The sequence below is a fragment of the Shewanella abyssi genome, assembly GCF_023284025.1.
Classification (GTDB): Bacteria; Pseudomonadota; Gammaproteobacteria; order Enterobacterales; family Shewanellaceae; genus Shewanella; species Shewanella abyssi.
Map to the genome: position 1 here is coordinate 53,096 of NZ_JAKIKR010000016.1, position 13,412 is coordinate 66,507.

The following is a 13,412-nucleotide window of genomic DNA, read 5'->3' on the forward strand; positions in this document are numbered from 1 at the left end:
GATAGACAACATCATCACTATTAACGCTATGAGTTAAATTTTAAAGTTAGCCACTAATGAATCGAGTCGATGGGCAAGTTGAGTTAATGATTGACTTGCCTTAGCCGCATCTTTAGCCGTATCGGCAGTACGTTGAGTGATATCGTTAATATCACTGACGTTACGATTAATATCTTCTACCACCGTTGATTGCTCTTCAGTGGCAGCTGCCACTTGTATGTTCATGTCACTGATTGAGCCGATACGCTCACTAATGCCTGTGAGTGACCGACTCGCTTCATCAACAGCATTCACTCCTTCAATAGAGCGAGAGCGGCTTTTCTCCATCGCTTCTACCGCGCGGCTGGCTTCGGCTTGCAGCTTATCAATCATCACTTGCACCTCATTGGTTGAGGTCGCTGTGCGTGATGCAAGGCTACGTACTTCATCGGCAACAACCGCAAAACCACGCCCCGCTTCACCCGCTCGAGCAGCTTCTATTGCAGCATTGAGTGCTAGCAAGTTTGTCTGCTCTGATACTGCGCGAATAACATCGAGAATACTTTCGATAGATTTAGTGTGCGTCGCTAATGAATCAATGACTTCGCCGACTTGCTCTACATCATTAGAAAGCTGACTAATGGTTTCCCGTGCTCGAGTGACAACAACTTGTCCGGTACTCGAGTCGGTATCAGCAGCTCTGGCGGTATCAGCGGCTTGTGCGGCATTACTGGCAATTTCATTTACCGTTGCGCCCATTTCGTTAATGGCGGCGACCACCATAAGGGTTTGATCTTTTTGCAGCTGACTGTCTTCTAACGTGCGCTGCGCTTGGCGAGATACATCGATGGCAGAGCAACCTAGTTGCTTGCTGGTTTCAGCGACTTCAATCACCGAGGCTTGAATTTTACTGATAAAGCTATTAAACCCCTTTGCTAACTGTGCTAATTCATCATTGCCGTCAACCGGGAGTCGTTGCCGTAGATCGCCTTCACCTTCACCGATGTCGGCCAGCATTGTAGCCACTTTAGCGATGGGGCGGCTAATTGAACTGGCGACCAAGCTTGATAGTGCAATAAAAATAGCAGCAATAACGGCTGTCCAAATAAGGATCTTATAGGCTGACTCTTCGAGTAGCGAAAAAATTTCACTTTCAGGTACTTGGGCAACTAAGTACCAATCCATTGAGGGAATGTAGCTGCTTGCAATAAGCATTGATTGACCATCGATATCTGTTTTCAGTAGGTTGAAATCAGTGTGGCGCATTAGGCTCGAAGTGTCGGTGCCACGATATAGGTTGTTTAGATCAGCTTTGCCTATTTGGGTCGTATCTTGGTGTAATTTGACTTGGCCCTTGCTGTCGACCAAATAGACAAAGCCTGATTGCTCAATTTTAAATGACCGCAGTAACTGCACCATGTCATCGAGAGATTTTCCTAAACCGACTAAGCCTCGACCGTTAGGTTGTTGATAATTGATAAAGAGCTTCACATCGCCATTGTCTTCAGTGAAAACATTGAGCATCGTCTCTTGGCCACTGTTCTTGTAATCGAAGAACCAAGCGTCTTGAGCTGGATTGAGCACCCGCAAAAAACCATCTTGAGTGTAGTAAGCGGCGCTTTCTCTGTCCGCAAAAGAGGCTTGCGCTAAATCGTATTGCTGAGAGATAGCATTAAGCTGGCTTATCAGCAAAGCTTCACGTGCTGCAGGACGATCCTCTGCAAGCCATTGCAGCAACAATTTATTGTTGGCGAGCTGCTGCGCTGCATTCATTAATGTTGATATGTTGAGTTCAACCTTGTTACGAATTTGCGCTAACATATTGGGCATTTCCGAGGTCAACATTCGTTGTTCTACCACCTGTTTAGCACTTTGTTGGCTAAGTATGCCAACCAGGGCGGTGGAGAGTAAAACGGTTAGCGTAACGGTAAGTAGTATTTTCTGTTTGATGGTGAGCATATTCAATTTCATAAAAATTAGATGGCCTAATACAGCCATTATCTAAGGCTGAAAGTAGTTGATTGAAAGCAGACTCGTCACCGCTGAAGTAAAACCGGTTTAGAGGTTTAGCTTTGTGAAGAGGGATCTGTTTTGTAACGTGTAGGAATAAAGGCAGGTATCTGAATTTCAGTCTGAAATTTGTACTCTTATATTAGCGCGGCGGATTATGTCTACTTTTTGTTATTGGCGCAACTAAAAATGCACACCTTTTGGTGTGCATTTGCTTAAAACATCACAAATTATATGGATATCGATTCATTAAAAAGTAGCATTTTATGAACTGCAACCTCAGCTAATTTACATATTGGGATAGTTAGGACCGCCACCGCCCTCAGGTGTTACCCAAGTGATATTCTGGCTCGGATCCTTGATATCGCAAGTCTTGCAGTGAATACAGTTTTGACCATTAATCACAAACTTCTTCTCACCCGCTTCTTCGATGATTTCATAAACACCCGCTGGACAGTAGCGTTGTGCCGGTTCATCAAATTTAACCAAGTTGAAATCGATTGGAATGCGAGCATCCTTTAAACGAAGGTGGCACAGCTGATCTTCTTCATGAAAAGTATTCGACAAATAAACCGACGACAACTTATCGAAGCTGAGTTTTCCATCTGGTTTAGGATAATCGATTTTATTGTATGCACTCGATTCAGCCATTTGGGCATAATCAGGCTTTTCATCTCTAAGTGTGATCGGGAACTTACCGCCAAACCAATTTTGGTCAACAAAGTTAAATGCACCGCCAAGATAAGTACCAAACTTGTGCATAGCGGGACCAAAATTGCGTGAGCAATAAAGTTCCTCTTTTAGCCAGCTCTCATCAAATCGCTCTTGCAGGCAATTGAGATCTTTACCTGCCTCTACGCCTGCTAGCATCGCTTGTGCAAGGGTTTCAGCCGCCAACATTCCACTCTTCATCGCGGTATGTGTGCCCTTAATTTTGGCAAAGTTCAAGGTACCCGCATCACAGCCAATAATCATTCCACCAGGGAAGGTGAGTTTGGGTAAAGAGTTTAGGCCACCTTTAGTGATAGCACGAGCACCGTAAGATATCCGTTCTCCGCCAGTCAGGGTTTTAGCGATTACTGGATGAGTCTTGTAGCGCTGGAATTCATCAAATGGGCTTAGATGCGGATTCTTGTAATTAAGATCGATAATCAAACCAACGGCGACTTGGTTGTTCTCGAAGTGATACATAAAACCACCACCCGATGCGCCTTCAGTCAAAGGCCAGCCACCGGTATGTACCACCTTGCCAAGCTCATGTTGCTCGCTTGGCACAGTCCAGATCTCTTTAAAGCCTAGACCATAATGTTGTGGGGTTTTACCATTGTCGAGTTGGTATTTCTCAATCAGTTGCTTGCCTAAATGGCCGCGGCAGCCTTCGCCAAATACCGTGTATTTGGCGTGAAGTTCCATGCCGGGTTCATAGCTATCTTTCGGTTGGCCATCTTCGCCAACGCCCATGTCACCAATCTGGATCCCTTTCACGCTGCCATCGATATTAAAAAGCAGTTCGCTTGCAGGGAAACCAGGGAACACTTCAACTCCAAGCTCTTCAGCGCGTTCGGCTAGCCAGCGGCATAGATTGCCGACACTGATAATGTAATTGCCTTGGTTGTGCATGGTTTTTGGCACCAAGGCATTAGGCATTACACGGGCAGCCGTTGCTGAGCTCAACATGTGGATCTCATCACTGCTGACCGCGGTGTGTAGCGGTGCGCCGGACTCTTTCCAGTTATCAAAAAGCTCGCTTAATACTTTAGGTTCAAAAACCGCTCCAGAGAGAATGTGGGCTCCAACTTCAGAACCTTTCTCTACCACACAGACCGTGAGTTCTTGGCCACTGTCTTTGGATATTTGCATTAAACGACAAGCTGCTGCTAATCCTGAGGGGCCCGCACCCACGATTACAACATCGAATTCCATCGATTCGCGTTCCATCAGTTACCTTCCTTCATTTTCCCCCGATGACCTACAGTGGTAAAAGCTCAACCACTATAAACGGGTGTTTTAATGTTTAGCTTCACCTTACCTGAAAATAGGGCTATGGCACAGAGTTTAAACAGATCTAGTGCAGCTATTTTAAGCAATTATTTAGGTGACGGCTGTCACATATATTCCACACTTGCTGCTTTTTAACACTAACTGCCGCGATGACGCTATGGTTTGTCACCAAAATACGCCTATAATCAAGGCTGACGGTTCTCCGAGCTTCTGATCCTACGTCGACACAGATACGGGTTTTTAGCCGTGGCAATAACGCCACCGGGGTGAGAAAAGAAATGATCTCACCTCCCCTTACTTGGAAAGGTGATCATGTCCCAACTACAAGACAATTTTGGTCGACGGTTTCATTATTTGCGTATGTCAGTGACTGACGTATGTAACTTTAAATGCACTTATTGCCTCCCCGATGGTTACCGTCCTGACGGTAAACCTAAGTTTTTAGATCTCAATGAGATAGAGCATTTAGTGTCTGCTTTCTCTGAAGTCGGCACGCAAAAAATTCGCATCACCGGTGGTGAGCCTTCTTTGCGCAAAGATTTCACCGATATTATTCGTATCGTTAAAGATAACGAAAAAATCAACACTATCGCCGCCACCACTAATGGATACCGCTTAGCGGCGCATGCCCAAGAGTGGTATGACGCAGGGCTAAGACGCATCAATATCTCTGTCGACAGTCTCGATCCGAAAATGTTTTATCAAATTACCGGTGAAAACAAGTTTGACGAGGTAATGCGGGGTGTCGATGCGGCACTAGAGGCGGGCTTTGAGCGGGTAAAAATCAACGCCGTATTGCTTAAAGGCCTAAATGACAAAGACTTGCCACGCTTCCTGCATTGGATCAAAAGTACGCCTATTGATTTGCGGTTTATTGAGCTGATGGAAACGGGCATGGGCCAAGATTACTTTAAAGCTCACCATTTAGCCGGCGCCGATATTAAAACCCAATTGCAACAAGAGGGCTGGCAGTTTGATACTCCAGCTGCCGACGATGGCCCTGCACAAAACTTTAGCCATCAAGACTATCAAGGTCGAATAGGGCTGATCATGCCTTATGCTAAAAACTTTTGTGCCAGCTGTAATCGCTTGCGAGTATCAGCTAAAGGTAAGTTGCACCTGTGTTTGTTCACCGAAAATGGCGTCGACTTACGAGACTTACTGCAAACACCTGATCAACAAGCTGAGCTTATTGAGCGTTTGCATGGGCAGTTAGCGCAGAAGAAAGAGACACATTTTCTGCATGACGGTATCACAGGCGTGACCCAGCATCTTGCTTCTATCGGTGGCTAAATTCTGTTCTGACGCAAATCTATTGCGTCAGAACAGCGCTATAATCGCCGCATTGACTAAATTAGTTATATAAAGAGACCGTTATGGGACATTGTACTCAGAGCCAATTTTTGCCACTTAATATTGCTGTATTAACTCTATCTGACACTCGGAGTATCGACAACGATACCTCAGGTCAGTTTTTAGAGACTGCACTAGTTGAAGCCGGACACAACTTGGCCGATCGTCAGATAATTACAGATGACAAATACCAGATCCGTGCAGTGATCTCTCAATGGGTTGCCTCAAATAACGTGCAAGTGATTATCACCACCGGCGGCACCGGTTTTACTGAAAGAGACAATACACCAGAGGCTGTTAAGCCACTGTTTGACCGCGACATTGAAGGTTTTGGTGAGCTATTTCGTCATATCACCTATACCGAGCTTGGTACTTCAACTGTGCAATCTCGGGCACTGGGCGGCATCGCCAATAAAACCGCTATATTTTGTCTTCCTGGCTCCACTGGTGCCTGTAAAACAGGTTGGAATAAGTTGCTCAAAGAGCAGCTCGATGCCAGCCATCGTCCATGTAATTTTGTGATGCACATTAAGAAAATAACAGACTAACTTGTAGATAACCCCTTGTGCTAACTGCAACTATTGCAAGGTTAGCAGGCTATCTATACGGTGATTTGATAAACATGTTGATTAAGAAGGTTTAACCCTAATGACAAATGCTTTTACCCATATCAATGCAGATGGTAACGCGCACATGGTTGATGTTACTGATAAATCAGTAACTGAACGTGAAGCAAGAGCGGAAGCTTATATCGAGATGGCGAGTGAAACGCTGGAGATGATCATCAGCGGCAGCCACCATAAAGGTGATGTATTTGCCACTGCACGTATTGCTGGCATTCAAGCAGCAAAGAAAACCTCAGATTTGATCCCCTTATGTCACCCACTAATGCTGACTAAAGTCGAGGTTGAGCTTGAAGCGCAGCCTGAGCATAACCGTGTTTGGATCCGCAGCTTGTGTAAGCTTTCGGGCAAAACAGGGGTTGAAATGGAAGCCTTAACAGCGGCATCAACAGCTGCACTGACTATTTACGATATGTGTAAAGCAGTACAAAAAGATATGGTGATTTCTCAAGTGCGTTTACTTGAGAAGCGTGGCGGTAAATCGGGTCACTTTAAGGTATAGAAAGAGATGATAAACGTACTGTTTTTTGCACAAGTTAGAGAGTTACTCGGTACCGCAAGTATTAAAGTTGCAGCGGACGAAAATACCCAAACAGCTGAAGGGTTGCGAGCAACCTTAGCCGCCACAGATGATAAATGGGCCAAGATTATGGCCTCAGACAAACTATTGGTGGCGGTTAATCAAACCATTAGCCAGTGGGATACCGCTATCGAAGATGGCGATGAAGTCGCCTTTTTCCCGCCAGTAACCGGAGGCTAAGATGATCCGTGTACAAACTGCAGATTTTAGTGTTCCAGAAGAGTATCAGCTCATTAGCCAAGATAATGGTGATGGCGCAGTGGTCACTTTTGTTGGTAAGGTACGTGACTTCAATGATGGCAGCGCGGTTACAGATCTGACCCTTGAGCATTATCCAGGTATGACCGAAGCGGTATTGCATCAAATCGAAGCCGAGGCGCGTGAGCGCTGGCCACTTAACCAGGTAACCATTATTCATCGTGTTGGTCGCATGGCTTTGGGTGAGCAGATTGTTTTTATTGGTGTGACTAGCGCCCATCGAAAAGCGGCCTTTGCTGCCTGTGAGTTTTTAATCGACTTTTTAAAGACCAAGGCGCCCTTTTGGAAGCTTGAAGCGGGTAAAGAGGGTGCTAGCTGGGTTGAAGCGCGTGATTCTGATGAACAAGCGGCTAATGTGTGGCATAAAAAGTAATCGTACTTGATCTAACCTAACTTAACTTAACCTAATTCATCTTGGGAGTGGCTTAATGAAGCTGAGCGTGGTCTTGCTGTCGGCGTTAATGCCGTTGTTGCTACTAAGCAAAGCGGCTGTAGCTGCTGAGGATGTGCCAGTGATTGCGGCGGCATCGAGTATTAAGTTTGCATTAGATGATGTGGCTGAACAGTTTCAACAAGATACTGGCCGTAAGGTGCGGATAACCTATGGTTCGTCAGGCAATTTTGTTGCCCAAATAAAGCATGGTGCGCCGTTTGAACTTTTTCTCTCAGCTGACGAGCGCTACACCAATCAACTGACTAGTGCAGGCAAAACTCAGGGTAAAGGGACTGTTTACGCAGTCGGAAAGCTAGCGCTTGCCGCCCCTAAAACTTCCCCGCTAGTCTTAGATAAAAACCTCGCTGGGCTAAAGCTGCTTATCGACGCCCAAAAACTTAAGCGTTTTGCCATTGCCAATCCAGACCATGCTCCCTACGGAGAGCGTGCGAAAGAGGCATTGCAAAACTTAGGCTTGTGGCAAACGATCCAACCGCAACTTATTTTTGGCGAGAATGTATCGCAAGCGGCGCAATTTGCACTGAGCGGCTCAACCCAAGGCGGGTTAATCGCTTTATCGCTCGCATCGGCAGAGCGTTTTAAGCGCCGCGCAAATTATGTGGTTATCCCACAATCGCTTTATACCCCATTGAAGCAACGCATGGTGTTGACCCTAAAAGCCAAGCAAACTGCCAATGACTTTTACCACTACATTCAAACCGACAAAGCGCAGCATATCTTTGCTGAGTATGGTTTCGGCAAAGCGGTTAACTAATGGATTGGCAAGCACTTTGGCTATCAATTAAACTGAGCACGGTGACGGTCGTTATTTTAGTGCCCATGGCCATTTTAGCGGGCCGCTTCTTGGCTTATCGTCAATTTCGCGGTAAGTCTTGGGTCGAGGCGCTGGTCATGGTGCCTTTAGTACTGCCACCGACCGTGATTGGTTATTACTTATTAGTGGGTTTGGGCAGTGAGTCTTGGCTAGGACAGATGCTAGAGCAGTTGCTGGGACATCAACTAGTGTTTCATTTCTCAGGGCTGGTGGTCGCGTCTATCTTGGTCAACATTCCATTTGCTATCCAGCCCATTCAGCGCGCTTTTGAAGCAGTACCTGAAGATGTGCGTGATGCCGCTGCTTGTTGCGGCATGAGCCGCACTAAAGCACTATTCAAAATTGAGTTACCTATGGTGTGGCCGGGTGTGTTAACGGCAATGGTGCTGGTCTTTTCCCATGTGCTGGGCGAGTTTGGCGTCGTGTTAATGATGGGCGGCAATATCGCCGGTGAAACCAAAACCATTGCTATCTCTATTTATGACAGCGTACAGGCATTCGACTTTGCGAGTGCCGGTAATATGTCATTAGTGCTGCTGTTATTTGCGATTACGGTATTAGCGTTGACGACCAGTTTGTCACGACGAGTGGGAGGTCAACATGTCTCAAGTCGTCGCTGATCTATATTGTCGAATTAAACAAACTGACCATATTCATATTGATGCGGAATTTACCTGCAAGGCAGGTGAAGTGCTGGCGGTAGTCGGGCCGTCGGGTGGTGGCAAGTCTACACTGCTGCGGATGATAGCCGGACTCAATAGGCCACAATCGGGTGAAATTAGCTATGGCGATACCCGTTGGTATAGCAGTGAACAATCAATTCAATTAAGCCCGCAGCAACGGCATTTAGGTTATGTGCCACAGCACTTTGGCCTATTTCCTAATCTTACCGCGTTGGAAAATGTGATAGCGGCATTAGACCATATCCCAAAGTCAGAGCGTGTAGCGCGGGCTAAAGACTGGCTAGAGCGGGTTAATCTGCATGGATTACCTGACCGCTTACCTGCGCACCTTTCTGGTGGTCAACGGCAACGTGTTGCATTGGCACGAGCGTTAGCGCGTGAGCCGTCAGTATTGCTGCTTGATGAACCATTTTCAGCAGTAGACCGGGAAACCCGTGAGCGCTTATATCTAGAGCTAGCGCGTTTGAAAGAACAGTTAGCCATCCCGGTGATTATGGTGACGCACGATCTCAATGAAGCATTGTTATTGGCTGATAGCATGATTTTGATCAGCCAAGGACAAATGTTGCAGCAAGGCCGGCCTCGAGAGGTGTTGACTCGACCACGGAATGAAGCTGTCGCCAAACAGATGGGACTACGTAATATCTTCGATGCCTATGTGATTGCGCAAGAAGATGATCGCCAGATCACTTGGCTTAAGTTTGGTGAGCATCTTATCGCCAGTACTTATTTTGACAGCCTAGAGATAGGTACAAAAGTCCGCTGGGTGATCCCCAATCAAGGTGTTAGATTTAACTCGATTAAACAAGGCCGTTTGTGCCGCAGCTTTAATAAGCTCGATATCACTATCGATTCGATGTTAGTGATGGGCGAGACGGTTCGAGTGCTAGCGAGCGTCGTGGGAGTGAAGCATAAAATTAATGCTGAAGTGCCATTGCATTTAGCCCAAAAGCTAGGACTGGTTGAGGGGCTGGAAACCACGGTGGCACTTAAATCTGAGTTAATCCACATCTTGGAGGAACATGCGGAACCAGCGACTCAAGCATAAGTTCCAAGGTATGATCAAAGTTTAATCTTTCCGTCACCTTAGGGTTATGTGGCTTGGCATAATATGAACTTCTAATCTAAATGAGGAGTTTACCTGTTTCGTGATGAAAGTGATGAAGTAACAAGTGATAATAAAGTCACACTCATTGGGCAGGTCGACGATGAATGGCAAGGTGTTGAGATAGAGATTGATAGTATTCGCTTAGTTGCTGAATAATGTAGCGATAGCATTGAGTTAGCTTTTTATATTCGGAGGAGTCATGGCTCGCTGGTTAGTAGGTTTGTTATTAGTATCAGGTAGTGCATTTGCAAGCCAAGGTTTGTATCCGCTGATGTCGACGGGAGATTACCCGTCGCCGATTGAGATGATGCAAAAGCTAGAGCAACAGCACCCAGGCGTGATCTCTGAATTTGAGGCGAATTTAGATGCTGGTGAGCTCATTTATGAGTTTAAAATGATCGATCCGCAAGCAAAAACAATCATTGAATATGAATACCGTGCGATTGATGGTGCGCTGAAACAGCGTGAGATCGAGCGCTTGAAAAATGACGATAAAGACGAGCTAGCAGGCATTATGATGCTGCAGCAAAGTGGATTAACCTTTTCTGAAATGTTAACTATTGTTTGTAAAGACAGCGCGGGGCACTTAGTCAAGGCAGAGGTCGATAATGACCTCGGAATAAGCTATATCGAGTTAGAACTTTTAGATGTTGATGGCAAGAAAAAGTTAGCCTTCAACATGGAAAATAAGCAATTACTACCACTGCTCAAATGGGATTAAAGCATGAAAATACTCATGGTTGAAGATGATGCGACTACCATCGAATACGTTGTAAAAGGATTTATTGAGCAGGGGCACAATATTGAAACGGCCACCGACGGTCACCAAGGATTACTGCTAGCGACTAGCATGAAGTATGACCTGATTATTTTGGACCGCATGCTGCCCCAGCTCGATGGGCTTAAATTATTAGCGGCATTACGTGCCACCGGCAGCCAAACGCCGGTACTTATATTATCTGCATTAAGCCATGTTGATGAACGCGTTAAAGGCTTACGCGCGGGTGGTGACGATTATATGACTAAGCCGTTTGCGTTTTCTGAGCTATTGGTTCGCGCAGAAAAGCTGATGCAACGTGGAGAGTCACAGCCGTTGGTGACCGACTTAAAAGTTGGCCCATTAGCCATTGAACTGTTGACCCGAAAAGTCACCTTGGATGGGCAAGAGATCTTGCTGCAGCCTAAAGAGTTCCAGTTGCTGAAGTATCTTATGGAGCATGAGAATCAAGTGATCAGTCGCACACTGTTATTTGAAGCAGTATGGGATTATCACTTCGACCCACGCACCAATGTTATTGACGTGCATATTGCCAAGCTGAGACGTAAATTTGAAGAGTTAGGCCATGGTGAGTTGATTGAGACCGTCCGAGGGGCTGGTTATCGCCTACGCCAAGGGCATTAAGCCCTACCAGAGTAGTGCCTGGCGCATTACCATTATTTTCTCGGCATTGGTGACGGTGATTATTGGCACCTTATTACTTGGTATGTACCGCCAGTTGATTAATGAGCAAGAGTATCAACTCGACCAACACCTTAATGCCGAGAAAACCCGTTACCAACAGATGGCACTCACCCTTGATAGGCGCAGTTTTGCCACCCAAGTCCGCAGCGCCGATCCCAAAGCCGCCCTTATTGTATGGCGTAACTCTATCGATCTTATCGGTTCATTGAGCATGATCCCCAAAGATATGCCAATGTTGCCCGATAAGCGTGAATTTCCGGTCTTTACCGGTGGACCCGATAAGTTGCACATTATTACCGGCGGCATGGTAATGACGCGTTATGGCCCGGTATTGATTGCCACTCGAGTGGATCAATTAGGCACGCTCATCGACAAATTTACCAACGCGGCGATTACCGCTTTGATGTTAACGGTAGTATTAACGCTAGCGCTGGGTTACCTGTTTTCTAAGGCTATTTTACGCCGCCTTGTGCAATATAATCGGCTGAGTGAGCAGATTGAATTGGGGCAATATTCGACTCGATTACCCGTCAGTTGGCGGCAAGATGAGTTCGATATGCTGGCACAACAATTTAATCGGGTGTTAGACACCTTAGAGAAGAATCTTGCCGCGGTTCGTGGCGCGACTGACAACATTGCCCATGATCTGCGTACGCCATTGTCTCATTTACGTATCGGTTTAGAGCAGTTGCCGGAAAAACCTGCAGAGGAGTTGGCCGAAAGTTGCGCCATTCTCACTGAAGAACTCGATCACTGTTTGGCCACGTTCGACGCCATGCTGTCGCTAACGCGTATTGAAGAGGGTCAGCAAACATTAGAGTTACAGTCGCTAAGCTTACAAACCATCAGCCGAGATCTATTCGAGATGGCAGAGGCTATGGCTGAATATAATGGCCAGTCGCTTAGATTAATGACCGGTGAAGAGTTTAACGTTAGCGGTGATAAGTATCTGCTTTTCCAAGCACTGTTTAATTTGGTCGACAACGCGATTAAGTACTCAGGTGAAGGTGCAAATATCATTATCTCGCAAAACCGCAATGTCATTTCTATACAAGATAATGGCCCAGGGATCCCCGCGGGCTCGCGGGATAAAGTGTTTGAGCGTTTAGTTCGTTTAGATCCAAGTAGACACCACAAAGGCACCGGTTTAGGTTTATCGATGGTTAAGGCGATTCTGTCGCGCCATAATGCTAAAATCGCCTTAATGGATAACCAACCCGGGCTTAAAGTACAGATTACTTTTTGAACCCCGTACATCTTGGTTGTTAAACCGATTATGTTTGTTTGTGGAATACTCTCCTATGTATCAAGTTATTGCTGACGAAGCCGATTTTATCATTATCAATAAATCGGCCAACGTCCATTTCCACAGTCAAGATGGGTCTGCAGGCGTAGTTGCTCAGGCGGAGTTAGATCTGGGCATAAAGCTTTACTCTGTCCATCGTTTAGACACATTAACCTCAGGTTTGCTCATTCTAGCCAAGTCATCGGCCGCAGCAGCAGAATTTACCCGTCAATTTGGTGAGCACAAAATTCAGAAATACTACTTGGCACTGGCCCAAGGTAAACCCAAAAAGAAGCAAGGCTGGGTGATTGGGGATATGGCAAAATCACGCCGCAGTATGCACAAGTTACTGCGCACCACAGTTAATCCCGCCGTTACTCAATTCTTTTCGCATTCGATAGCAGATGGTTTACGCCTCTACTTACTCAAACCCTTAAGCGGCAAAACTCACCAGCTTAGAGTGGCATTAGCCAGTATTGGCGTCCCCATTTTAGGGGATGCTCTCTATGGTGGCACTGCGTCAGATAGAGGCTATTTGCATGCTTATTGCCTGAATTTCAACTACAAAAATCAAGCCTATCAGTTTAGTGTGTCTCCTCAATCAGGGGCGGCCTTTGATCATGATGAGATTGCGAAACAGCTAGAAATTTGGCAGCAGCCTGATAGTTTGAATTGGCCTAAAGCGAAGTAACGTTATGGTGTTTTAGCGGTGAATATCGAATCATGGGGGCGCTTAAGGAATATCTAAGCTTTAGCATTCACAATTTAGCCGATAACGAGTACGATAGTGGCCGTAAAATAC

Annotated in this window: 14 protein-coding genes and 1 riboswitch; of the genes, 12 read left to right on the plus strand and 2 right to left on the minus strand. The window is 46.0% G+C overall.

The features are described from left to right. Positions 1-33: 33 nt before the first annotated feature. On the minus strand, positions 34-1,950 hold the full coding sequence (locus L2755_RS09245) for a methyl-accepting chemotaxis protein (protein ID WP_248980400.1): 1,917 nt from the start codon (positions 1,948-1,950) through the stop codon (positions 34-36). Between the two features lie 327 nt (positions 1,951-2,277). Beyond that, a complete protein-coding gene (locus L2755_RS09250) occupies positions 2,278-3,927 on the minus strand; it encodes an electron transfer flavoprotein-ubiquinone oxidoreductase (RefSeq protein ID WP_248980401.1) in 1,650 nt (549 codons plus the stop codon). A 251-nt stretch (positions 3,928-4,178) separates the two neighbouring features. Further along, positions 4,179-4,315, plus strand: a riboswitch (molybdenum cofactor riboswitch). On the opposite strand from L2755_RS09250, the gene moaA reads away from it, so the two are divergent. The 12 genes from moaA (at position 4,303) to L2755_RS09310 (ending at position 13,301) form a co-directional block, all read left to right on the plus strand. Then, complete coding sequence (gene moaA / locus L2755_RS09255) at positions 4,303-5,283, plus strand: GTP 3',8-cyclase MoaA (RefSeq protein ID WP_248980402.1); 981 nt, start codon at positions 4,303-4,305, stop codon at positions 5,281-5,283. Its footprint overlaps the riboswitch before it by 13 nt. Before the next feature lie 83 nt (positions 5,284-5,366). Then, positions 5,367-5,891: a molybdenum cofactor biosynthesis protein B gene (gene moaB / locus L2755_RS09260; protein ID WP_248980403.1), complete on the plus strand. Its 525-nt coding sequence runs from the start codon at positions 5,367-5,369 to the stop codon at positions 5,889-5,891. Positions 5,892-6,036: 145 nt separating this feature from the next. Then, complete coding sequence (gene moaC, locus L2755_RS09265) at positions 6,037-6,468, plus strand: cyclic pyranopterin monophosphate synthase MoaC (RefSeq protein ID WP_428847787.1); 432 nt, start codon at positions 6,037-6,039, stop codon at positions 6,466-6,468. Positions 6,469-6,474: 6 nt separating this feature from the next. Continuing rightward, positions 6,475-6,726, plus strand: a complete 252-nt coding sequence (gene moaD, locus L2755_RS09270) for a molybdopterin synthase sulfur carrier subunit (RefSeq protein ID WP_248980405.1) — start codon at positions 6,475-6,477, stop codon at positions 6,724-6,726. 1 nt (position 6,727) lies between these two features. Then, positions 6,728-7,177: a molybdopterin synthase catalytic subunit MoaE gene (gene moaE, locus L2755_RS09275; protein ID WP_248980406.1), complete on the plus strand. Its 450-nt coding sequence runs from the start codon at positions 6,728-6,730 to the stop codon at positions 7,175-7,177. A gap of 55 nt (positions 7,178-7,232) precedes the next feature. Beyond that, positions 7,233-8,012: a molybdate ABC transporter substrate-binding protein gene (gene modA, locus L2755_RS09280; RefSeq protein WP_248980407.1), complete on the plus strand. Its 780-nt coding sequence runs from the start codon at positions 7,233-7,235 to the stop codon at positions 8,010-8,012. Continuing rightward, positions 8,012-8,692 carry a molybdate ABC transporter permease subunit gene (modB, locus tag L2755_RS09285; protein WP_248980408.1) on the plus strand — a complete coding sequence of 227 codons (681 nt, stop codon included), beginning with the start codon at positions 8,012-8,014 and terminating at the stop codon, positions 8,690-8,692. Before modA ends, modB begins: the two co-directional genes overlap by 1 nt. After that, positions 8,673-9,803, plus strand: coding sequence for an ABC transporter ATP-binding protein (locus tag L2755_RS09290; RefSeq protein WP_248980409.1), 1,131 nt, complete (start codon positions 8,673-8,675; stop codon positions 9,801-9,803). The genes modB and L2755_RS09290 overlap by 20 nt, the downstream gene beginning before the upstream one ends. A 259-nt stretch (positions 9,804-10,062) precedes the next feature. Beyond that, complete coding sequence (locus L2755_RS09295; protein ID WP_248980410.1) at positions 10,063-10,584, plus strand: PepSY domain-containing protein; 522 nt, start codon at positions 10,063-10,065, stop codon at positions 10,582-10,584. Positions 10,585-10,587: 3 nt separating this feature from the next. Beyond that, positions 10,588-11,265: a response regulator transcription factor gene (locus L2755_RS09300; RefSeq protein WP_248980411.1), complete on the plus strand. Its 678-nt coding sequence runs from the start codon at positions 10,588-10,590 to the stop codon at positions 11,263-11,265. A 49-nt stretch (positions 11,266-11,314) separates the two neighbouring features. Beyond that, the gene (locus tag L2755_RS09305) at positions 11,315-12,571 is read left to right on the plus strand and encodes a sensor histidine kinase (RefSeq protein WP_248980434.1); all 1,257 of its coding nucleotides are present in this window, start codon (positions 11,315-11,317) and stop codon (positions 12,569-12,571) included. A 55-nt stretch (positions 12,572-12,626) separates the two neighbouring features. Further along, the gene (locus L2755_RS09310) at positions 12,627-13,301 is read left to right on the plus strand and encodes a TIGR01621 family pseudouridine synthase (RefSeq protein ID WP_248980412.1); all 675 of its coding nucleotides are present in this window, start codon (positions 12,627-12,629) and stop codon (positions 13,299-13,301) included. The last annotated feature ends 111 nt before the right edge of the window (positions 13,302-13,412 follow it).

What these genes read in the sequence shown, in the direction of transcription:
- L2755_RS09290 (WP_248980409.1), top strand. Translation starts at nt 8,673, where the DNA reads ATGTCTCAAGTCGTCGCTGATCTATATTGTCGAATTAAACAAACTGAC.
- moaB (WP_248980403.1), top strand. Translation starts at nt 5,367, where the DNA reads ATGGGACATTGTACTCAGAGCCAATTTTTGCCACTTAATATTGCTGTA.
- moaE (WP_248980406.1), top strand. Translation starts at nt 6,728, where the DNA reads ATGATCCGTGTACAAACTGCAGATTTTAGTGTTCCAGAAGAGTATCAG.
- moaA (WP_248980402.1), top strand. Translation starts at nt 4,303, where the DNA reads ATGTCCCAACTACAAGACAATTTTGGTCGACGGTTTCATTATTTGCGT.
- moaD (WP_248980405.1), top strand. Translation starts at nt 6,475, where the DNA reads ATGATAAACGTACTGTTTTTTGCACAAGTTAGAGAGTTACTCGGTACC.
- L2755_RS09300 (WP_248980411.1), top strand. Translation starts at nt 10,588, where the DNA reads ATGAAAATACTCATGGTTGAAGATGATGCGACTACCATCGAATACGTT.
- L2755_RS09250 (WP_248980401.1), bottom strand. Translation starts at nt 3,927, where the DNA reads ATGGAACGCGAATCGATGGAATTCGATGTTGTAATCGTGGGTGCGGGC.
- L2755_RS09310 (WP_248980412.1), top strand. Translation starts at nt 12,627, where the DNA reads ATGTATCAAGTTATTGCTGACGAAGCCGATTTTATCATTATCAATAAA.
- L2755_RS09245 (WP_248980400.1), bottom strand. Translation starts at nt 1,950, where the DNA reads ATGAAATTGAATATGCTCACCATCAAACAGAAAATACTACTTACCGTT.
- modA (WP_248980407.1), top strand. Translation starts at nt 7,233, where the DNA reads ATGAAGCTGAGCGTGGTCTTGCTGTCGGCGTTAATGCCGTTGTTGCTA.
- moaC (WP_428847787.1), top strand. Translation starts at nt 6,037, where the DNA reads ATGGTTGATGTTACTGATAAATCAGTAACTGAACGTGAAGCAAGAGCG.
- L2755_RS09295 (WP_248980410.1), top strand. Translation starts at nt 10,063, where the DNA reads ATGGCTCGCTGGTTAGTAGGTTTGTTATTAGTATCAGGTAGTGCATTT.
- modB (WP_248980408.1), top strand. Translation starts at nt 8,012, where the DNA reads ATGGATTGGCAAGCACTTTGGCTATCAATTAAACTGAGCACGGTGACG.